General features: G+C 68.4%; 19 protein-coding genes. 9 read left to right on the forward strand and 10 right to left on the reverse strand.

From position 1 onward, the window contains the following. The first annotated feature begins 68 nt into the window (after positions 1-68). Positions 69-590, forward strand: coding sequence for a VOC family protein (locus ACYVKL_RS15305; protein ID WP_379163714.1), 522 nt, complete (start codon positions 69-71; stop codon positions 588-590). A gap of 61 nt (positions 591-651) precedes the next feature. Here ACYVKL_RS15305 and ACYVKL_RS15310 read toward each other — a convergent pair whose 3' ends face one another. Continuing rightward, positions 652-936: a hypothetical protein gene (locus ACYVKL_RS15310; RefSeq protein WP_379165744.1), complete on the reverse strand. Its 285-nt coding sequence runs from the start codon at positions 934-936 to the stop codon at positions 652-654. Continuing rightward, on the reverse strand, positions 936-1817 hold the full coding sequence (gene mca, locus ACYVKL_RS15315; RefSeq protein ID WP_213560866.1) for a mycothiol conjugate amidase Mca: 882 nt from the start codon (positions 1815-1817) through the stop codon (positions 936-938). Before mca ends, ACYVKL_RS15310 begins: the two co-directional genes overlap by 1 nt. 172 nt (positions 1818-1989) lie before the next feature. Between mca and ACYVKL_RS15320 the strand changes: the two genes are divergently transcribed. Both ACYVKL_RS15320 and greA read left to right on the forward strand, forming a co-directional pair. Then, complete coding sequence (locus ACYVKL_RS15320) at positions 1990-2406, forward strand: DUF4307 domain-containing protein (RefSeq protein WP_357191093.1); 417 nt, start codon at positions 1990-1992, stop codon at positions 2404-2406. A gap of 248 nt (positions 2407-2654) precedes the next feature. Continuing rightward, positions 2655-3146 carry a transcription elongation factor GreA gene (greA, locus tag ACYVKL_RS15325; protein WP_213559526.1) on the forward strand — a complete coding sequence of 164 codons (492 nt, stop codon included), beginning with the start codon at positions 2655-2657 and terminating at the stop codon, positions 3144-3146. Between the two features lie 208 nt (positions 3147-3354). Here the strand turns inward: greA and ACYVKL_RS15330 are convergent, their stop codons facing one another. Then, positions 3355-4500 (reverse strand): cystathionine gamma-synthase, encoded by a 1146-nt coding sequence (locus ACYVKL_RS15330; protein WP_213559525.1) that lies wholly within the window; start codon positions 4498-4500, stop codon positions 3355-3357. A gap of 192 nt (positions 4501-4692) precedes the next feature. On the opposite strand from ACYVKL_RS15330, the gene ACYVKL_RS15335 reads away from it, so the two are divergent. Both ACYVKL_RS15335 and ACYVKL_RS15340 read left to right on the forward strand, forming a co-directional pair. Next, complete coding sequence (locus tag ACYVKL_RS15335; RefSeq protein ID WP_379163719.1) at positions 4693-5868, forward strand: acyl-CoA dehydrogenase family protein; 1176 nt, start codon at positions 4693-4695, stop codon at positions 5866-5868. Positions 5869-5943: 75 nt separating this feature from the next. Then, positions 5944-6291, forward strand: a complete 348-nt coding sequence (locus ACYVKL_RS15340; RefSeq protein ID WP_379163722.1) for a DUF6401 family natural product biosynthesis protein — start codon at positions 5944-5946, stop codon at positions 6289-6291. A 105-nt stretch (positions 6292-6396) separates the two neighbouring features. On the opposite strand, the gene ACYVKL_RS15345 is transcribed toward ACYVKL_RS15340, so the two are convergent. Together ACYVKL_RS15345 and ACYVKL_RS15350 are read right to left on the reverse strand one after the other, a co-directional pair. Beyond that, on the reverse strand, positions 6397-7536 hold the full coding sequence (locus ACYVKL_RS15345) for a mechanosensitive ion channel family protein (protein WP_379163725.1): 1140 nt from the start codon (positions 7534-7536) through the stop codon (positions 6397-6399). Positions 7537-7765: 229 nt separating this feature from the next. Continuing rightward, complete coding sequence (locus ACYVKL_RS15350) at positions 7766-8419, reverse strand: transglycosylase SLT domain-containing protein (protein WP_379165745.1); 654 nt, start codon at positions 8417-8419, stop codon at positions 7766-7768. Positions 8420-9052: 633 nt separating this feature from the next. Here ACYVKL_RS15350 and ACYVKL_RS15355 point away from each other — a divergent pair. Continuing rightward, entirely contained in the window at positions 9053-10585 is a 1533-nt protein-coding gene (locus tag ACYVKL_RS15355) for an HD domain-containing phosphohydrolase (protein ID WP_379163728.1), read from the forward strand. Between the two features lie 153 nt (positions 10586-10738). Here ACYVKL_RS15355 and ACYVKL_RS15360 read toward each other — a convergent pair whose 3' ends face one another. Beyond that, positions 10739-12130 carry a cystathionine beta-synthase gene (locus ACYVKL_RS15360; RefSeq protein WP_213559519.1) on the reverse strand — a complete coding sequence of 464 codons (1392 nt, stop codon included), beginning with the start codon at positions 12128-12130 and terminating at the stop codon, positions 10739-10741. Positions 12131-12211: 81 nt separating this feature from the next. Between ACYVKL_RS15360 and ACYVKL_RS15365 the strand changes: the two genes are divergently transcribed. From ACYVKL_RS15365 to ACYVKL_RS15375, 3 genes are all read left to right on the forward strand, one after another. Next, positions 12212-12676 carry a hypothetical protein gene (locus tag ACYVKL_RS15365; RefSeq protein WP_379163731.1) on the forward strand — a complete coding sequence of 155 codons (465 nt, stop codon included), beginning with the start codon at positions 12212-12214 and terminating at the stop codon, positions 12674-12676. A 129-nt stretch (positions 12677-12805) separates the two neighbouring features. Next, positions 12806-14023 (forward strand): acetyl-CoA C-acetyltransferase, encoded by a 1218-nt coding sequence (locus ACYVKL_RS15370; RefSeq protein WP_213559517.1) that lies wholly within the window; start codon positions 12806-12808, stop codon positions 14021-14023. A 180-nt stretch (positions 14024-14203) separates the two neighbouring features. Next, positions 14204-14542: a DUF1330 domain-containing protein gene (locus ACYVKL_RS15375; RefSeq protein WP_213559516.1), complete on the forward strand. Its 339-nt coding sequence runs from the start codon at positions 14204-14206 to the stop codon at positions 14540-14542. A 96-nt stretch (positions 14543-14638) separates the two neighbouring features. On the opposite strand, the gene ACYVKL_RS15380 is transcribed toward ACYVKL_RS15375, so the two are convergent. From ACYVKL_RS15380 to ACYVKL_RS15395, 4 genes are all read right to left on the reverse strand, one after another. Continuing rightward, positions 14639-15502 carry a Bax inhibitor-1/YccA family protein gene (locus tag ACYVKL_RS15380; RefSeq protein WP_379163735.1) on the reverse strand — a complete coding sequence of 288 codons (864 nt, stop codon included), beginning with the start codon at positions 15500-15502 and terminating at the stop codon, positions 14639-14641. A 159-nt stretch (positions 15503-15661) separates the two neighbouring features. Further along, positions 15662-16588, reverse strand: coding sequence for an LLM class F420-dependent oxidoreductase (locus tag ACYVKL_RS15385; RefSeq protein ID WP_379165746.1), 927 nt, complete (start codon positions 16586-16588; stop codon positions 15662-15664). Positions 16589-16602: 14 nt separating this feature from the next. Further along, positions 16603-17751 carry a class I SAM-dependent methyltransferase gene (locus ACYVKL_RS15390; RefSeq protein ID WP_357191080.1) on the reverse strand — a complete coding sequence of 383 codons (1149 nt, stop codon included), beginning with the start codon at positions 17749-17751 and terminating at the stop codon, positions 16603-16605. Between the two features lie 119 nt (positions 17752-17870). Beyond that, complete coding sequence (locus tag ACYVKL_RS15395; protein ID WP_379163738.1) at positions 17871-19298, reverse strand: MDR family MFS transporter; 1428 nt, start codon at positions 19296-19298, stop codon at positions 17871-17873. Positions 19299-19505: the final 207 nt, after the last annotated feature.

Here is a 19505-nt window from a genome sequence, read left to right on the forward strand (position 1 = left end):
CCCGCACCGGTGCTCGTTCACGCCAGTCCGGTGCCATTCCACGCCACCGGCCCGGCACAGTGGCATCCTTGCGGGGGTTCCCGCTGCACGACGCCCGCGCCGCACCCGAATCAGGAGGCACCATGGCCGGATTGGCCCGCATCCGCCACGTCAAACTGCCGGTCAGCGACCTGGCCCGCAGCGTCGCCTGGTACTGCGACCTACTGGAACTGCGACTCGCCGGCGAATTCCGCGAGGAGGGCGAACTGCGCGGCGCGCAGCTCATGCATCCGAGCGGATTCGGCGTCGCGCTGCGCGAGCGCGAATACTGCCCCGGGCAACCCGATCTCGCCGGCTTCGACGTCTTCGCGCTGGAAGTGGACTCGGTCGACGACCTGCACGCCTTCGCCGCCCGCGCCGACGAACTCGACTACACCCGCGGCGAGGTCTTCGACCGCGGCGAGCAGGGCGCGTTCCTCGACCTCTTCGACCCCGACAACACCGTCGTCCGGCTGCTCGCCAACAACCCCTTCAACGCCGACCGCTTCCTCGGCGTGGACGCCGACGGCAAGGGCGGATTCACCCTCTACGACCAGCCGACCCTGGTCTGAGCATCGGATACGCATGAAAACGCCCCCGGTCAGCGGACCGGGGGCGGCTCACGACGTGGTGTCAGGCGGTGCCGTTGGTGGCTTCCGGCTTGGACTCACTGCGCCCGGACTGCTCGTCCTCGGACGCGGCGACGCCGTGCTCGGTGCCCTCGTCGGCCTCCTGATCCGGTTCCGGGTGCTCCGGGGAGAACTCGGCCGGCAGGTTCTTGATGTGCCGGTTCATGTTGCGGATCAGCAGGATGGTGCCCGCCAGCAGCACCAGCACGATGACCAGACCCAGCGGGGACGCCTTGCCGAACTCCGGTCCGGTGGGCGAATTGTTGGTCTGCGCGAGCAGGGTGAGCATCATCGGTCGGCGTCCTCGGTATCGGCGTCGTCGATCCCGGCGAACAGCTCGGTCTCCGGAATCGCGGTCTTGACGCGGGTGCGGGCCAGCTCGAACTCCTCGGTCGGCCACAACCGCTGCTGCATCTCCGTCGGCACCGCGAAGAACGCCCCGTTCGGGTCGATCTGGGTGGCGTGGGCGCGCAGGGCGTCATCCCGCTGCGGGAAGTACTTGGCGCACTCGACCTGGGTGGTCACCCGGGCCATGATGTCGCCGCGCTCGGCGGCGTACTTGCGCATCCGGTCCATCCACTCCTGCATGGGGAACGGCTCGCCGATGCGCTCGTACTCGTCGGCGAACGCCTCCAGCCGGGCCAGGCTGAAACCGTGGTCGTAGTACAGCTTGAGCGGGGTCCAGGGCTCGCCCGCGTCGGGGAAACGCTCCGGATCACCGGCCGCCTCGAACGCCGCGACCGACACCTTGTGGCACATGATGTGGTCGGGGTGCGGATAGCCGCCCATTTCGTCATAGGTGGTGATGACGTGCGGACGGAACTCCCGCACCACCCGCACCAGCGCCTCGGCGGCCTCCTCCAGCGGCACCAGCGCGAAGCAGCCCTCGGGCAGCGGCGGCAGCGGATCCCCTTCCGGCAGACCGGAATCCACGAAACCCAGCCAGGTCTGGCGGACGCCCAGCGCCTCGGCGGCGGCGGCCATCTCCTCCCGGCGGACCTCACTGATCCGGTCCTTGACGCCGGGCGTGTCCATGGCGGGGTTCAGAATGTCGCCGCGTTCCCCACCGGTGAGGGTGACGACCAGCACCTCGTTGCCTTCGGCGGCATAGCGCGCCGTGGTGGCCGCGCCCTTGCTGGATTCGTCGTCGGGATGCGCGTGCACCGCCATGAGGCGAAGACCACTCACTTCTCGTTCACCTCACCGATCACGTTTCACCTCGTAGCGTCGAGCTGTATCGACTGGCACGTGCCGAGTCCAGACACGGGCATCAGATATGCATTCCCTATAGTTCCATCCGATCGTTGTTTGTTCCGACCTACCCCCCGGGAGCGTCCCCGATATGAGTGAAAGACCGGCCGACAGGTACGGGATCCGGCCGCGGAAGAACCGCCGCTGGCTGCCCTGGGCCCTCGGAGCGGTCGTGCTCGTCGGCGGACTGGTGGTCGCCTACCTGGGCTTCCGCACCTACGGTCCGCAGGACATCGAACCCGAACGCCTCGGCTACACGGTCGTCGACGACTCCACTGTCACAGTGGATTTCAAGGTCACCCGCAAGGACCCCGGCACCGCCGTCGCCTGCATCGTGCGCGCCATGGACGGCGACACCGACGAGGTCGGCCGCCGCGAGATCCTGGTGCCCGGCTCCGACGCCGGCACCGTCCGGCTGCAGACCACGATCAAGACCGCGCGCCGGGCCGGCGCGGGCAATGTGTACGGCTGCACCGAACATGTGCCGGCCTACCTGCGGGCCGGGTGAAAAGTCGGGTATGCGACCCGCTTTGCCGCTTCTACCTGCACCTTTTCAAATCGTGCTAAAATAGCGCGATACACGGTTCCGGCGTTCGGAGCCGTGTTTGCTGCATTGACGGCCGGCGCTGTCGGGACTCTCCCCAGGGATCGCTCTGGCTGTCTCTGCTGCTGTGTGCCCATCCCCGGATGGGCGCTGCAGCGGCGGGCAACAGGGAATCCCGGCTTGCCGGGGACAACTACTAGGGAGTGATCGAGATGACTGAGACCGTGACTTGGCTGACCCCGGAGTCGCACGAGAGGCTCACGAGCGAACTCGGCGCGCTCATCGCCAACCGTCCCGTCATCGCGGCCGAAATCAACGAGCGCCGTGAAGAGGGCGACCTCAAGGAGAACGGCGGCTACCACGCGGCACGTGAAGAGCAGGGCCAGCAGGAGGCGCGGATCCGCCAGCTGCAGGAACTGCTGAACAACGCCAAGGTCGGCGTCGCGCCGACCAAGTCCGGCATCGCCCTGCCCGGCTCGGTCGTCAAGGTCTACTACGACGGCGACGAGTCCGACACCGAAACCTTCCTCATCGCCACCCGCGAAGAGGGCCTCGGCAGCGCCGACCTCGAGACCTATTCCCCCAGCTCCCCGCTGGGCGGCGCCCTCATCGACGCCAAGGTCGGCGACACCCGCGAATACACGCTGCCCAATGGCAAGACCATGAAGGTGACGCTGGTCTCCGCGGAGCCGTACCACAGCTGAAAGCATGCGCTCCCCCGCCTCCCCGCGACTTCAGCGGGCTGCAGAGAGCCGTTGACGGTCCTACACCCGTGCCGGAGGTTGGGAGCCGAACCGATTTTGGTCGTACCCGGTGAGTTACCCGGAACCTTGCGAAATCAGTCGTCACGTTCCGGACAAAAGCGAAGCGCCGCACCAATTCTTGGTGCGGCGCTTCGTTTTTGTCACGTACTCAGGCGAGCGCTTGCTCGATGTCGGACAGCAGGTCGCTGATGTCCTCGATGCCGACCGAGAGGCGGACCAGGTCGGCCGGGACCTCGAGGGCGGAGCCCGCGGTGGAGGCGTGGGTCATGGCGCCCGGGTGCTCGATGAGGGATTCGACACCGCCGAGGGACTCGGCCAGGGTGAAGATCTTGGTCTTGGAGCAGAACTCCAGGGCCGCTTCCTTGCCGCCGTGCACGCGCACCGAGATCATGCCGCCGAAACGACGCATCTGCTTCTGCGCCACGGTGTGACCCGGGTGCTCGGGCAGGCCGGGGTAGATGACCTGGGCGATCTTGGGGTGGTTGGTCAGGAACTCGGCGATGGTCTCGGCGTTGTCGCAGTGCCGGTCCATGCGCAGGGCCAGGGTCTTGATGCCGCGCAGGGTGAGGAAGGCGTCCATCGGGCCCGGGACCGCGCCCGCGCCGTTCTGCAGGAACGCGAACTTGGTGTCCAGCTCCTGGTCGTTGGTGATCAGCGCGCCGCCGACCACGTCGGAGTGACCGCCCAGGTACTTGGTGGTCGAGTGCAGCACGATGTCCGCGCCCAGCAGCAGCGGCTGCTGCAGGTACGGGGAGGCGAAGGTGTTGTCCACGACCAGCTTCGCGCCGCCGGCGTGCGCCACCGCGGCCAGCGCGGCGATGTCGCCGACATTGAGCAGCGGGTTGGTGGGGGTCTCCACCCACACCAGCTTGGTGTTGGGGCGCATGGCCGCGGCCACCGCGTCCACATCCGAGACCGGCGCGACCGAGTACTCGATCCCCCACTCGGTGAACACCTTGTCGATGAGCCGGAAGGTGCCGCCGTAGGCGTCGTTCGGGATGACCATGTGGTCACCGGGACGCAGGTTCGCGCGGATCGCGCAGTCGGTGGCCGCCATGCCGGAGGCGAAAGCCCGCCCGTAGGTGCCGGATTCGAGCGCCGCCAGGTTCGCCTCCAGGGCGGTCCGGGTCGGGTTGCCGGTGCGCGCGTACTCGTAGCCGCCGCGCATGCCGCCGACGCCGTCCTGGGCGAAGGTCGAACTCGCGTAGATCGGCACGTTCACCGCACCGGTCTGAGGGTCCGGATCGAACCCGGCGTGCACCGCCCGTGTGGAGAAACCCAGCTGATCGCTCATGCGAACAGCCTAAGGACGCGGCAGATCCGGCCGGTGCCCGGGTCGGACCGACGGGCCGCGCGGCGCGGTAGCCGCGCCCGGCCGATGGAAATCCGCGCGTTGGTTCGGCGTGCGACGGACGCGTCCACCCGCAGCGGCTCGGGCGACGGCGCGGCGTTGTCGGGGCGGCTCGGGCGGTCATAGGGTGGGCGCATGGTCACCGTGGACGAGCTGTTCGCCATCGATTCCCTGCTCAGTACCGAGGAGCGCGCGATCCGGGAGACGGTGCGCGCGTTCGCGGCGGAGCGGTTGCGGCCGCGGGTGGCCGAATGGTTCGAGGCAGGCACCTTTCCGGCGCGGGAGCTGGCTCCGGAGCTGGGGAAGCTCGGGCTACTGGGGATGCATCTGGAGGGCTACGGGTGCGCGGGGACCTCGGCCACGGCCTACGGGCTGGCGTGCCTGGAGTTGGAGGCCGTCGACTCCGGGGTGCGCAGCATGGTGTCGGTGCAGGGGTCGCTGGCCATGACCGCGATCCACAAGTACGGCTCCGAGGACCAGAAGCTGCGCTGGCTGCCGGAGATGGCGGCCGGACGCGCCATCGGATGTTTCGGGCTCACCGAGCCGGACTTCGGCTCGAATCCGGGCGGCATGCGCACCCGGGCGCGCCGCGACGGGGACGACTGGATCCTCGACGGATCGAAGATGTGGATCACCAACGGGTCGGTGGCGGACGTCGCCATCGTGTGGGCGCAGTCGCGCGAGGGTGAGCGGGACGTGATCCGCGGGTTCGTGGTGCCCACCGACACACCGGGATTCACCGCCCGGGAGATGAAACACAAACTGTCCCTGCGGGCTTCGATCACCGCGGAGCTCTTCCTCGACGGCGTCCGGCTGCCCGCCGACGCCCTGCTGCCCGAGGCGCGCGGCCTGGCCGCCCCGCTCGGCTGCCTGTCCGAGGCGCGATTCGGGATCATCTTCGGCGCGCTCGGCGCGGCCCGCGACTGTCTGTCCGCCGCAATCGAATACGCGCGCACCCGCGAGGTGTTCGACAAGCCGCTGGCCGCCTATCAGCTCACCCAGGCCAAGCTCGCGGACATGGCCCTCGAACTCGGCAAGGGCGAACTGCTCGCGCTGCAGCTCGGGCGGCTCAAGGACCGGCACGAGATCACCAACGAGCAGGTCAGCGCCGGCAAGCTGAACAGCACCCGCGAGGCGATCAAAATCGCGCGGGAATGCCGGACCATTCTGGGCGCGAACGGCATCACCCTCGAGTACCCGGTGCTGCGGCACGCCAACAACCTCGAGTCGGTGCTCACCTACGAGGGCACCGCCGAGGTTCATCAGCTGGTCCTCGGCGAGGCGCTGACCGGCTCGAAAGCCTTCCGCTGAGCGGGACTTCCGGGGCGAATGCGTGATATATCACACTGCATCCGAACACGGCGAGTCGGTTGCTAGCATCGCCGGGTGTTTGTGCCCGGCTCCGCTCTGCTCGTCGTCTCGGCGCGCAAGACCCTGAATCGCTTGCAGCGCACCCACGGAGCCACCGCCATGGAGGCCGCAGCGATCTTCCCCGGCGTCTGCGCGGCGATCGACCAGCATGCCGCGGCCGTCCGCGACATCCTCGACCTGGGCGTCGAGAACTCCAACCTGGTGCCTGTCAGCGTGCTGCTGGCCGGCTACGCCCGCGGCATCCTCGAGGATCTGCGCGAGGCCGAGCAGGCCGCCCTCCCCCAGTCCCCGCTGGACTGGCAGGACGCCGACTGGCTGCACCTGCGGCTGGCCGCCGTGTGCACCCTCGCCCGCGCCTCCTGACACCGGCGACCCCGCGTCCCTGACAACACACGAATCAGGGAGCCGCCCGCGCGGGGAATCGGGCGAATTCCGCGCTGACAGCTCCCTGATCCGCGCCCCTCCGGGCTAGTTCATCCCGCCGCGATCCTGGTCACCGTTCCTCGGCGACTCCCCACCCGGGAAGGTGGGGCGCTGGGCCGGGGGCATCGGCTGACCGCCCTGAGGAATCTGGCCGCTCTGCTGGGGTGGCATCTGACCGCCCTGCTGGGGTGGCATCTGACCGCCCTGTTGGGGTGGCATCTGACCGCTTTGCGGGGGCATCTGGCCGGGCTGTTGCGGGGGCATCTGACCGCCGGGCTGTCCGTACCCGCCCTGCTGCCGATATCCCTGCTGCCCGTAGCCCATTGCGCCACTCTCGGGTTCGGCCCATTTGCCCGGAGGCATCTGGCCCATGCCCTGGCCCGCCATCATCGGCTGCTGCGCCATGGCGGCCCGCTGCGCGGCCATGGCCGCCTCCTGGGCCTGACGCTGGCGCGCGGCGTCCTCGCGGCCGCGCTGATACGCCTGCGCGTGCCCCTTCACCTCGGGCATCTCGCTCTCGATGGTGTCGAGCCAGCCCGTCCAGCGCCGCTGCATGGGCCGGATCAGGCCGCCGCCGACACCGACGATGATGACGCCGCCGATGGTCGCCAGCACGGTGATGAGAATCGGCATGGTGACCGAGGTGCCCACCCCGATCTGATTGAGCGCCGCAATGATGCCGATGCCCCAGATGAACACCGCCGCAATGCGTCCCAGCATGCGGCCATAGTCGAGACCGCTCAGCATGTTCGACACCATGTCCTGGACGACACGGGCGATGGCGCCCGCGACGCAGACGATGATGATGCCGACGGCCAGTCGCGGCAGCCAGGCCACGACGGCGTTCAGCATGGTGCTCACCGGATTCGGCCCGAAGACGCCGAAGCCGAGCTGCAGCGTGATCAGCAGGATCGCGTAGTAGGCCAGCTTGGCGATGACCTCGGTGGCGTCGTAGCGGCCGCGGGCCAGCATGTCCTTGATGCCACCGCGTTCGACCATGCGGTCGAAGCCGACGCGGTGCAGGACCCGAGTCACCAGTTTGGCGACCAGTTTCGCGACCAACCAGCCGATGACCAGAATGACCAGGAACCCGACGAATTTGGGCACCCAGGTGGCGATGGAACTCCACGCGTCGGAGAGTCCCCGCCCGATCTGGATATCGATAGCCGAACTCGAGGTGTGCATGACCCCGTCCCTTCGCTATCTGGTTCCGGCCGGGTGCCGGAACTGCTCCACGGGCTCGTTATACGCCGAGTCGATCGTCGAGTTCGGCCGATTGCGAAAGTGTTGCCAAATAGGATGCCTGTGATTTGCCCGAGATCGGCAATTACTCCAAACCGGACCCGGATACGACAATGGCCCGCCCCTCATCAGGGCGGGCCATCGCGATGTCGTCAGTACGTCGCCGCGGCGATCAGTACGCGCTGTTGACGTTGTCCATCGAGCCGTAGCGGTGCGCCGCGTAGTTGCAGGCAGCCACGATGTTGGCGACCGGATCCCAGACGTCGAAGGGGGTGCCGTCGACGTGGTAGGCGGCGAAGGTCGGATCGATGACCTGCAGCAGGCCCTTGGACGGGATGCCCATGGCGGCGTTGGAGTCGTACAGGTTGATCGCCTGCGGGTTGCCGCTCGACTCACGGATGATGTTGCGGAAGATGCCGTCGTAGCTGCCCGGGATGCCGCGCTGGGCCATGATGTCCAGCGCCTGGCGGATCCAGCCGTCGAGGTTGTCGGCGTAGACCGGGGCGGGAGCCGGGGCCGGCTCGGGCGCGGGGGCCGGAGCGGGAGCGGGGGCAGGGGCGGGCATCGGCTCCGGCATGGGGGCCGGGGCCGGGGCGGCGGCGGGGTGCTCACCGGCGGTCGCGAACTTGACCGGCGCGGCCGGAGCGGTGACGGCAGCCAGGGATTCCTTCAGCGCGGCGGGCTGAACCTCACCGCTGGCGGCGCCGGCGGCGGTGAAGATGGAACCGAAGACGCCGACAGCGAGGGCGGCAGCGCCGACGGTGCGAGCAGTGGCAACTGCCTTGCTACGTCTGGCAGGGTCACTCAGAGCAGTCATAACATTCATGGGCATGGCGAATTTGGATTCCTGTTCGGTTTCGGGCTCGCAGGCCTGAAGAAGGCAGCAGCGCACGATCACGCGGGCGTCTCATGACACTCACCCGCACGCTGCGGTCTGTTGTGGTTGCTGTTGTGAAACCCGTTATGGGTCAATGGAATTGGCGCCCTACAGAGAGGACCTCGGAGACGATCACGGCCTTGGGGCCGTGGGCCTCACAGCACTGGCGTGGTGATCACGTTTCGCATATGTGTTCACATCTCCTTGCGCCATTCAGACTTTCGGTCTGTTTCCGACAAGGTCACAGCTTGGTTGCGCAAGGTGAACACAGCCTGAATCAAAAGTTAACAGTGAGTGAATCGACTCGAGAGCCGACTCCTGGACCTGCATCAATACAAGCACTGACCTGGTGATTCAATTGAAACCGCTAAGTGTTTCAGATCACAGAACAATTTCGACCCGAGATCGCGATATACCGATATTTGGCATCTTTTGCGGCGTTTTATCGGCGTTTCGCCCTGCTTTGGTAACGCTTCAGCTAACCACTCTAGTTACCTCAAATCACACACGTCACTTTTGTCACGCGAAATCACGCTAGATAAAGACCCCGCAACGGCGCATACACCCGATTAGGGTCTGACCATGGCATCCATCCGGGTCACCGAGGTGCTCGCGGCCCTGTCCCTCACCACCGACCTGGCCACCGGAATGCCGTTCGAGAAGGGCCTCGCGGTCTGCCTGATCGCCGACGCCGTCGCGGCCCGGCTGCGCCTGGACGAGGCCGAGCGCCGCGTCGTCTTCCACGCCGCCCTGCTCGCGGCCGTCGGCTGCACCAGCCAGGCATCGGAGAACGCCGACGCCTACTTCGACGACATCGCCTTCCAGCAGGCCTTCCACACGCTCGACCCGGGCGACCCGGCCGTCTTCGCCACCCAGCTGCGGTCCTTCGGCGCGTGGGCGCCGCGCGCCCAGCCCGCGCTGGCCCGGCGCTACGCCACCGAGGCTCCCGAGGGCGCGCCGTTCGCGGTCCGTTCGGTCTGCGAGGTCAGCCGGGCGCTGGGACCGCGCCTGGGGCTGCCCGAAGCGGCCGTGCCGGCCCTCACCGAGGTCAAGGAACGCTGGGACGGACTGGGCGCCCCCGACCGGCTCCGCGGGGACCGGCTCTCGCTCGCGGGCCGCATCCTGCACCTGGCCGAACAGGCCGTCCTCGCCTTCCGCGGCCGCGACCGGGCCGCGAGCCTGGCCGAACTGCGGCGCCGGGCCGGCGGGCACCTGGATCCAGACCTGGTGGCCGTCTTCGCCGCCGATCCGGACGCCGTGTGGGGCGTGTTGGATCAGCCGGACCTGCTGACCGCGGTGGTGAGCGCGGAACCGGGGCTGCCCACCGTGATCCGGCCCGAGGAACGCGACCACCTGTGCCGGTCGATGTCGGTGGTGGTGGACCTGAAAGGCCGCTACCTGCTGGGACATTCGGCACACGTGGCCGAAATCGCCGATGCCGCAGGCGAACTCACCGGCCTGCCCGCCGCCGAGCGAGCGAACCTGCGCGCCGCCGCCCTGCTGCACGACCTCGGCCGCGCCGCCGTCCCCAGCTCGATCTGGGATCACCCCGGCCCGGTCGGCCCCGGCGACTGGGAAAGGATTCGGCTGCACAGCTATTGGACCGATCGCGTGCTGCGCCGCTGCCCCGGCCTCACCGATCTGGCGGAGATCGCCGCGGGCCATCACGAGCGCCTCGACGGCAGCGGCTATCACCGCGGCGTGCGCGTCCACGACCAGTCGGCGTCCGCCCGCCTGCTCGCGGCGGCCGACGTGTTCGCCGCCATGACCGAACCGCGCCCGCACCGGCCCGCCCACAAACCCCGCGAGGCCGCCGCCCACCTGTCCGCCGAGGCCGCCGCCGAGCGACTGGACCGCGACGCCTGCGCGGCCGTGGTCGAGGCGGCCGGGCTGCGACCGCCGCGCACCGAATACCCGTGTGGGCTCACCGAACGCGAGGTCGGCGTGCTGCGCCTGGCCGCCCGCGGGCTCTCCAACCGGCTGATCGCCGCCGAACTGGTGGTCTCCGAACGCACCGTGGGCCACCATCTGGCCCACATCTACGACAAGACCGGCCGCCGCACCCGCGCCGGGGCCGCGGTCTTCGCCATGGAGCACGGGCTGCTGCCCGGATAGCGGGCGAGATAGGTCGATCGACCGATGTGGGCGCCTCGTGACGAGCAGCTGAGCCGAGATGTCCTCGCAGGCGGCCGCTTTCACTGCTCCCGACAGCGAACCGCCCGCCGGAACCTCGGTTCCGGCGGGCGGTGACGGATTACGTGCGAACTGCTACACGAGTCCGTCGGTGCTCAGGAAGCCGAGCAGGTCGTGGCGGGTGATGACGCCGACCGGCTTGCCGTCCTCGACGACCATCAGGGCGTCGGTGCTCTCGAGCAGCTTGGTCGCGGCCGAGACCAGTTCGCCCGCACCGATCAGCGGGAAGGCCGGGCTCATGTGCATCGAGACCGGGTCGGTGAGCTTGGCGCGGCCCTCGAAGACGGCCGAGAGCAGATCGCGTTCGGTGACCGAGCCCGCGACCTCGCCGGCCATCACTGGCGGCTCGGCGCCGACGACCGGCATCTGGGAGACGCCGTACTCGCGCAGGATCTCGATGGCGTCGCGCAGGGTCTCCTGCGGGTGGGTGTGCACCAGGTCGGGCAGCTCACCGGACTTGCCGCGCAGCACGTCTCCGACGTGCACCTCGCCGCCGGTGGTGCCGTCCAGGCGCGAGCGCAGGAAGCCGTAGGAGCTCATCCACTGGTCGTTGAAGATCTTGGACAGGTAGCCGCGGCCGCCGTCGGGCAGCAGCACGACCACGACGGCGTCCGGGTCGCGCTCGGCGACCTTGAGCGCCGCGACCACGGCCATGCCGCAGGAGCCGCCGACCAGCAGGCCCTCTTCGCGAGCGAGGCGGCGGGTCATCTCGAAGGAGTCGGCGTCGGAGACGGCGATGATCTCGTCCGGGATGGCCGGGTCGTAGGCGGTGGGCCAGAAGTCCTCGCCGACACCCTCGACCAGGTAGGGGCGGCCGGTGCCGCCGGAGTAGACCGAGCCCTCCGGGTCGGCGCCGACGATCTTGACCTTGCCGCCGGAGATCTCCTTGAGGTACCGGCCGGTGCCGGTGATGGTGCCGCCGGTGCCGACGCCTGCCACGAAGTGGGTGATCTTGCCCTCGGTGTCGCGCCAGATCTCGGGGCCGGTGGTCTCGTAGTGCGATTCCGGGCCGCCCGGGTTGGAGTACTGGTCCGGCTTCCACGCGCCCGGGATCTCGCGGACGAGGCGGTCGGAGACGTTGTAGTAGCTGTCGGGGTCCTCCGGCGCGACCGCGGTCGGGCAGACCACGACCTCGGCGCCGTAGGCGCGCAGCACGTTGCGCTTGTCCTCGCTGACCTTGTCCGGGCAGACGAACACGGTCTTGTAGCCGCGCTGCTGCGCGACCAGGGCCAGGCCCACACCGGTATTGCCGGAGGTCGGTTCGACGATCGTGCCACCGGGCTTCAGCAGCCCGGCCTTCTCGGCGGCGTCGATCATCTTGACGGCGATGCGGTCCTTCGAGCTGCCGCCCGGGTTCAGGTACTCGACCTTCGCCGCCACCAGTCCCGAGTTCGGCCCCACCACGGAGTTCAACCGGACGAGCGGGGTGTTTCCGATCAGATCGACGACATGGTTAGCGATGCGCATACCCCTCATCGTTGCAGAAAGGAGATGCGCGCCTTCGCGCACGTCGGCGATATCACGGTTGCCGGAAATTACGATCGGCCCATGAGGATGCCGACGAGCGTGCTTGCCGCCTCCCTGCTGACCACGTCGGTCAGCCTCACCATGATCATCTCCGCGGCCCCCGCCGAGGCCGCGGTGATCGAATTTCCGCAGGTCCCGAGCTTCTATCACGATGCCATGCTGTGCGGCGGCAACCTGCGATCCTGGGCCGAGACCGACCCGCGGTGGCCGGGCCGGGCCATCCTGAACGTGCAGGCACTGCCGGTCGCCGGGTTCGATCCGGGCGAGTACAGCTTCGCGCCCATGTGTGAGACGACGGCCACCGTCGCCTGGCGCAACATGAACACCGGGGTCGCCGGCGAATATCGAGTTCCCGTGCTGGCCGGGTTCTACGGCAGCGAGCACTACGCGTTGTTCCAGGACACCGGGCCCGGCCACATCGTGGTGACGGTCTACACGGACATGGCGAACATCCCGTCCCACAGCGCCTTCGACGTGCCTGCTTGAGCACTGCGCACCGGCCCGTGAGCGATATCCCACAGTTCAGTGGATGGGATACCGGCATACCGGATGTTTGAGCAGAAACACACCCGTCGTAAATTCGAAGAGGATCACCCCAGCAAAAAAGGAGTCCTCATGGCTGAGGCCGTCATCGTTTCGTACGCCCGCTCGCCGATCGGCCGCGCCGGCAAGGGTTCTCTGGTGAGCATGCGACCGGACGATCTGGCCGCGCAGATGGTGCAGGCCGCCCTGGACAAGGTTCCGGGCCTGGACGTGAGCGATGTCAACGACCTGCTGCTGGGCTGCGGCCAGCCCGCCGGTTACGCCGGTTTCAACATCGCGCGTTCGGTCGCCGTGCAGCTCGGCTACGACTCCCTGCCGGGCGTCACTGTCAACCGCTACTGCTCCTCCTCGCTGATGACCACCCGCATGGCGTTCCACGCCATCAAGGCGGGCGAGGGCGACGTGTTCATCTCCGGCGGTGTCGAGACCGTCTCCAACTTCCCGAAGGGCACCGCGGACGGCTGGCCGGAGAGCCACAACCCGCGCTTCGCCGACGCCGAGGCCCGCACCGCGGCCACCAAGGCCTCCAACGCCACCTGGACCGACCCGCGCGCCGAGGGCCTGCTGCCCGACGTGTACATCGCGATGGGTGAGACCGCGGAGAACGTCGCCACCTTCACCGGCATCTCCCGCGAAGACCAGGACCACTGGGGCGTGCGTTCGCAGAACCGCGCCGAGGAGGCCATCAAGGCCGGCTTCTTCGAGCGTGAGATCACCCCGGTGACCCTGCCCGACGGCACCATCGTCACCACCGACGACGGCCCGCGCGCCGGCACCTCCTACGAGAAGATCTCGCAGCTGAAGCCGGTCTTCCGCGAGAACGGCACCATCACCGCCGGTAACGCCTGTCCGCTGAACGACGGTGCGGCCGCGCTGGTCATCATGTCCGACACCAAGGCCAAGGCGCTGGGCCTGACCCCGCTGGCCCGCGTCGTGGCCACCGGTGTCTCCGGTCTGTCGCCGGAGGTCATGGGTCTGGGTCCGATCGAGGCCGTGCGCAACACCCTGAAGAACGCGAACATGACCATCAACGACCTCGACCTGTACGAGATCAACGAGGCCTTCGCCGTTCAGGTGCTGGGTTCGGCTCGCGAGCTGAACATGGACGTGGACAAGCTGAACGTGTCCGGTGGCGCCATCGCCCTGGGCCACCCGTTCGGTATGACCGGCGCCCGCATCACCGCGACCCTCATCAACAACCTCCAGACCCACGACAAGCAGTTCGGTCTGGAGACCATGTGTGTCGGTGGCGGCCAGGGTATGGCGATGATCATCGAGCGCCTCAGCTGAGACGCTGAACAGCTAGTCCGGGCCGCCCGACCTTTCGAAGGTCGGGCGGCCCGACTCGTTCGAGGGGGTGTGGGGCCGAGGCCGCACACCCCCTCGGTATTACCTGGCAGGTAATCGACTTCGTTCCGGGCAGGCGGAAACATCAAGGGCAGCACAGCAATCCGATCGAGGGAGCTCGAAATGCCCGGTTACGCCATCGCCAATCTGTGGGACGTGGACCTCAACGCCGAAATCGTGGAATACCTGGAGCGCATCGACGCCACGCTGGAACCCTTCGGCGGCAAGTTCCTCGTCCACGGCGGCACCCAGCAGGTCATCGAGGGCCCGGCGAGCGCGATCGCCATCGTCATCGAATTCCCCGACCACCAGGCCGTTCTCGACTGGTACGAGTCGGCCGCCTACCAGGCGATCCTGCCGCTGCGCGTGCGGAACTGCTCCAGCATCGCGATCCTCGCCGACGACTGCGGCGCGGATCACGTCGCCACCGACGTGCTGAAGGAGGTGGTGACCAACGAGTGAAGCTGCTCTCAGGCTTGGCTACACAGCAGTGGGCGGGCACCGGATTCCCGATGCCCGCCCACTCGCGTATTCAGCTGGGTGTCAGCCCTTCCCGGACTACCGGTCCTGGAAGTAGCTCAGCAGCCGCAGGATCTCGAGGTACAGCCAGACCAGCGTGACGGTCAGGCCGAAGGCCACGCCCCAGGCCGCCTTCTCCGGAGCCTGGGCCCGGATGAGCTGGTCGGCGGCGTCGAAGTCGAGCAGGAAGCTGAAGGCCGCGACACCGATGACGACGAGGCTGAAGACGATGGCCAGCGGGCCGCCGTCCCGCAGGCCGAAGCCGCCCGAGGTGAAGAAGCCGGCGACCAGGTTGCCGAGCATGAGCACCAGGATGCCGATCATGGCGCCGACGATCATGCGGGTGAAGCGCGGGGTGACGCGGATCGCGCCGGTCTTGTAGACCACGAGCATGCCGAAGAACACGCCGAAGGTGCCGAGCACCGCCTGCGCGATCAGGCCGGAGCCGCCGACGCCACCGAACTGCACATTGGTGAACAGGAACGAGAACGAGCCCAGCAGCAGGCCTTCCAGCGCCGCGTAGCTGAGCACCAGCGCCGGGTTGTCCTGCTTGCGGCCGAAGGTCATGATCATGGCGAGCGCGAAGCCGCCCAGACCGCCGACGAGCAGGAACAGCATGGCGAGGCCGTGGTTGGCCGAGGTGAGCGCGTAGGACAGGATCGCCGTCAGGGTGACCACGCCGAGGGTGATGCCGGTCTTCTGCACGACATCGTCGATGGTCATCGGGCGGGTGGTGGGTACGGCCGGCTGGTAGGGCTGCTGGTAGCCGCCCGGGTACTGCGGAGGCTGCTGGCCGTACGGGTTGGCGGGGTACTGTCCGGCTCCAGGTGCCGAGCCGAAGCCGGCGTAGCCGCCCTGCTGCGGCTGCAAGTTCCGGAAGACCGGGTTGGATGTGGAGCGCATTTCCGTGCGTCCCTTTCTGGAGTCGCGGCTCACGTCGGTCGTGGCCATTGAAGCTACTCGTCCAACGCGTGGTGGGGGTCCGGAGTTCCCGAACCCCACCAGATCGGACTAAACGGACTTTACCTCAGCTTTACCGAGGGTGCCGTCGATCAAGCCCGGTCAGCCCAGCTGACTCATCACCCGGGTGGCGATGAGCTCCAGGTGATCGAGGTCCGACAGGTCCAGCGTCTGCAGGTACACCCGGCGGGTCCCGGCGATCTCCGCGTAGCGGCCGATCTTGTCGACCACCTCGTCCGGACTGCCCGCCAGACCGTTGGCCTTCAGCTCGTCGACCTCGCGGCCGATGGCGGCCGCGCGGCGCGCCACCTCGGCATCGGTCGCGCCGACGCAGGCGACCAGCGCGTTGGAGAAGATGATGTCCGCGGGCTCGCGGCCGATGTCCTTGGCCGCCTTGCGGACCCGATCGAACTGGTCGGCGCTGGCTTCGGGCGACTGGAAGGGCACGTTGAACTCGGTGGCGTACCGCGCTGCCAGCCGCGGGGTGCGCTTGGCGCCCATGCCGCCGATGATGACCGGGACGCGCGGCTGCACCGGCTTGGGCAGCGCCGGGGAATCGGTGAGCGTGTAGTGCTCGCCCGCGAAGGAGAAGGTCTCCCCCACCGGCGTCGACCACAGACCGGTGACGATGGCCAGCTGCTCTTCGAAGCGCGGGAACTTCGCGGCCGGGAACGGGATGCCGTAGGCGGCGTGCTCGGCCTCGAACCAGCCCGCGCCGAAACCGAATTCGACGCGCCCCTCGGACATGGCGTCGACCTGGGCCACCTCGATGGCGAGCACGCCCGGGTGCCGGAAGGTCGCGGAGGTGACCAGGGTGCCCAGCCGGATGCGACTGGTCTCGCGGGCCAGCCCGGCCAGGGTGATCCAGGCGTCGGTGGGGCCGGGCAGGCCGTCCGCGTCGCCCATCTTCAGGTAGTGGTCGGAGCGGAAGAAGGCGTCGTAGCCGAGGTCCTCGGCGGCCTTGGCGACCGTGCGCAGGGTGTCGTAGGACGCGCCCTGCTGGGGTTCGGTGAAGACTCGAAGATCGATACGTCCCATGAGCCCTATTGTTCGGCTTCGCGCAGACCGCACACCGACCGGGTCACAGTGAATTTGCGATTGCGGCCCATCACATCGGTTTTCCCGACCATGCGCTCCATGACGCTCCGGTAGTTGAGGTGCGTGTTGTAGACCGTCCAGAGCTCGCCGCCGGGGCGCAGTACGCGGCCGGTCTGCTGGAACATCTTGATGGCCGAGCCGGTGTGCACGGCCGCCCCGATGTGGAAGGGCGGATTACACAGCACCAGGTCGGCGCTGTTGTCGGGAGCGCTGGACATGGCGTCGTCGCGCAGCACGGTGACCCGGTCGGCGACGCTGTTGGCGGCGACGGTGGCGCGGGTCGAGGCGATGGCGGCGGCCGACTGATCGGTCGCGGTGACCCGGATGCCGGGGCGGGCCTTGGCCAGGGCGACCGCGAGAATGCCGGTGCCGCAACCCAGATCGATGGCGTCGCGAGCGTCGGGCTTCATCCGCCGCAGGTGGTCGAGCAGGAAGCGGGTGCCGATGTCCAGGCGCGGGCCGGAGAAGGCCGCGCCGTGGGCGACCACCTCCAGGTCCTGCTCGTCGAGGCGGTTGCGCACCGGGAAGCGGGGCTCGCCAACGGGTTTGGGCTCGGCGGCGAGCAGGATGCGGGATTTCTGGCGGCCGCGGCTGGCGCGCACCGAGCCGAAGGATTCGGCCAGCACCTCGTTCATGGCCGGGGTCAGGTACTTGTCGCGGCCACCGGCGAAGACCTCCACCTCGGGCAGCGCGAAACGCGCGATGGCTTCGGCGGTCTCGGCCAGACCGGACAGCGCGCGCGGCAGCCGCCACAGCACCACGCGCACATCGGAGAGGAGGGCCTCGCCCAATTCCCGCGTCGAATAACGATCAGAGAGACCGACAATTCGGGCATTGTTGGCGAGGGCCAATTCACCGGTGAGCAAATCCTGATGCACGCGCACGCCGCGCAGGTCGTGCGCCGCGATCGCGCCGAGGGTCAGCGCCCCGTATCCGTCGTCGATGACCGCTACCCGATGGTCTCCCGCGGCGGCCAGCGAATCAGCGGCGACATCGAGCATGAGCCGGTCAGCGGCATCGACCGCGTACAGGTTCACCGCTTCGACATCCGGATACCGCCGCAAGCGGCGCAATACGTCCTCGACCTCAACCACACCTACAGTGTGCTGGATCATTGCCGGGCTATTCCATTCGGCACGGTCGGTGGCCTTTTCCGTTTATTGCTGACGCCCGGCGCAATTCTGCGATACCGCAAAAAGCATGCCGATCTCCGTCACGCCGAATGGGTTTCCGGATCGGCCGCGCGACCGCGGGGCATGACGGCGGCCGCCCCGATCATGACCACCGCGCTGGCCGCGACGCCCACGAAGACCAGATGCACCGCCGGTGCCAGATCGGCGGCCGCCGGATGGTCGACGTCGCCGAGCCGCGCGTTGACCACCGCGCCGAACACGGCCACCCCCACCGCGCTGCCCAGCGAGCGCGCGAACATGTTGGTGGCCGTCACCACTCCGCGCTCGGACCACTCGCTCTCGGACTGCGCCGCGATCAGGGTCGGCGTGGCCACCAGGCCCATCCCGGTCCCGACGATGAAACAGCCGACCGCCAGTTGCAACAGGCCGGAACCGGCGTCCACCAGCAGCAGCGACGCCGCACCCACGGTGGCGAGCACGGTGCCGATCAGCGCCGTCGACCGGAAACCGATGCGCAGGTACACCTTCCCGGCCTGCGAGGCGGCCAGCGGCCAGCCCAGCGTGAGCGCACCCACGGTGAGTCCGGCGACCAGTGCCCCGGTGCCCAGCACGCCCTGCGCGAAGGTCGGCACATACGAGGTGAGCCCCAGCAGGATCGCACCGACCATCAGCGAGACCAGACTGCTGGCCACCACCACGCGCCGGGTGAAAACCCACAGCGGCAGAATCGGATTCGCGGCCCGCCGTTCCACCAGCGCGAAAGCCACCAGGATCACCGCGCCGCCGCCGAACAGCCCCAGACTCGACGCCGAGCCCCAGGCCCACGCTTGATCACCCTCGAGCAGGGCCAGAATCAGCGCGCCCGCGCCGACCGTCAGCAGTCCGGCCCCGAGGTAATCGATCCGATGACGCTGTCGCGGAGCGCTTTCGGTGAACTTCCGCAGGATCATCCAACCGGCCACGGCCGCCAGCGGCAGGTTGACCAGGAAGATCCACCGCCAGCTGACGTACTCCGAGAACACCCCGCCCAGCAGCGGTCCCACCACCGACGAGGTCGCCCACACGCTGGCCAGGTACGCCTGTACCTTGGCCCGCTCCTGCACGGTGTAGACGTCACCGGCGATGGTCATCGCGATCGGGCTGACCGCTCCGGCGCCGATGCCCTGCACCGCGCGGAACACGATCAGCCCGAGCATGCTGGTGGCGAGCCCGCACAACAGCGACCCGAGCGCGAACACCGCGATGCCGAACAGCATCACCGGTTTCCGTCCGACCATGTCGGCGAGCTTGCCGTAGATCGGGACGGTCACCGCCTGCGCCAGCAGATAGATGCTGAAAAGCCAAGGGAACTGCGCGAACCCGCCGAGCTGATCGGTGATGGTGAGCACCGCGGTCGCGATGACGGTGGAGTCCAGGGCCACCAGCGAGGTCGACAACATGAGCGCCGCGAGGATCGGCCCCCGCTCCGACCGCAACCCGACAGCCGACTTCACATCCGTAGCCGTCACCGGCAACCCCTCTCCGCAACCCAACTCACCATGGAGTCGAACGCGTCGCCCGGGCCTCTATTCCCGCCCCTCCCCCGCCACGCGCGACGAGCGGCCCGGGCCCACGGAGCCGGAGGCTACGAGACGGCGGCCTCCACCCCGCCGTGCCCGGCCGCCGGGAGGCTTCCGGTGGACAGCTGCCCCAGGATGTTGTTCAACAGGCTGGAG

The organism is Nocardia tengchongensis (assembly GCF_054781395.1).

What these genes read in the sequence shown, in the direction of transcription:
- ACYVKL_RS15310 (WP_379165744.1), bottom strand. Translation starts at nt 936, where the DNA reads ATGCTCACCCTGCTCGCGCAGACCAACAATTCGCCCACCGGACCGGAG.
- mca (WP_213560866.1), bottom strand. Translation starts at nt 1,817, where the DNA reads ATGGCGGTGCACGCGCATCCCGACGACGAATCCAGCAAGGGCGCGGCC.
- ACYVKL_RS15320 (WP_357191093.1), top strand. Translation starts at nt 1,990, where the DNA reads ATGAGTGAAAGACCGGCCGACAGGTACGGGATCCGGCCGCGGAAGAAC.
- greA (WP_213559526.1), top strand. Translation starts at nt 2,655, where the DNA reads ATGACTGAGACCGTGACTTGGCTGACCCCGGAGTCGCACGAGAGGCTC.
- ACYVKL_RS15330 (WP_213559525.1), bottom strand. Translation starts at nt 4,500, where the DNA reads ATGAGCGATCAGCTGGGTTTCTCCACACGGGCGGTGCACGCCGGGTTC.
- ACYVKL_RS15335 (WP_379163719.1), top strand. Translation starts at nt 4,693, where the DNA reads ATGGTCACCGTGGACGAGCTGTTCGCCATCGATTCCCTGCTCAGTACC.
- ACYVKL_RS15345 (WP_379163725.1), bottom strand. Translation starts at nt 7,536, where the DNA reads ATGCACACCTCGAGTTCGGCTATCGATATCCAGATCGGGCGGGGACTC.
- ACYVKL_RS15350 (WP_379165745.1), bottom strand. Translation starts at nt 8,419, where the DNA reads ATGAATGTTATGACTGCTCTGAGTGACCCTGCCAGACGTAGCAAGGCA.
- ACYVKL_RS15355 (WP_379163728.1), top strand. Translation starts at nt 9,053, where the DNA reads ATGGCATCCATCCGGGTCACCGAGGTGCTCGCGGCCCTGTCCCTCACC.
- ACYVKL_RS15360 (WP_213559519.1), bottom strand. Translation starts at nt 12,130, where the DNA reads ATGCGCATCGCTAACCATGTCGTCGATCTGATCGGAAACACCCCGCTC.
- ACYVKL_RS15365 (WP_379163731.1), top strand. Translation starts at nt 12,212, where the DNA reads ATGAGGATGCCGACGAGCGTGCTTGCCGCCTCCCTGCTGACCACGTCG.
- ACYVKL_RS15370 (WP_213559517.1), top strand. Translation starts at nt 12,806, where the DNA reads ATGGCTGAGGCCGTCATCGTTTCGTACGCCCGCTCGCCGATCGGCCGC.
- ACYVKL_RS15375 (WP_213559516.1), top strand. Translation starts at nt 14,204, where the DNA reads ATGCCCGGTTACGCCATCGCCAATCTGTGGGACGTGGACCTCAACGCC.
- ACYVKL_RS15380 (WP_379163735.1), bottom strand. Translation starts at nt 15,502, where the DNA reads ATGCGCTCCACATCCAACCCGGTCTTCCGGAACTTGCAGCCGCAGCAG.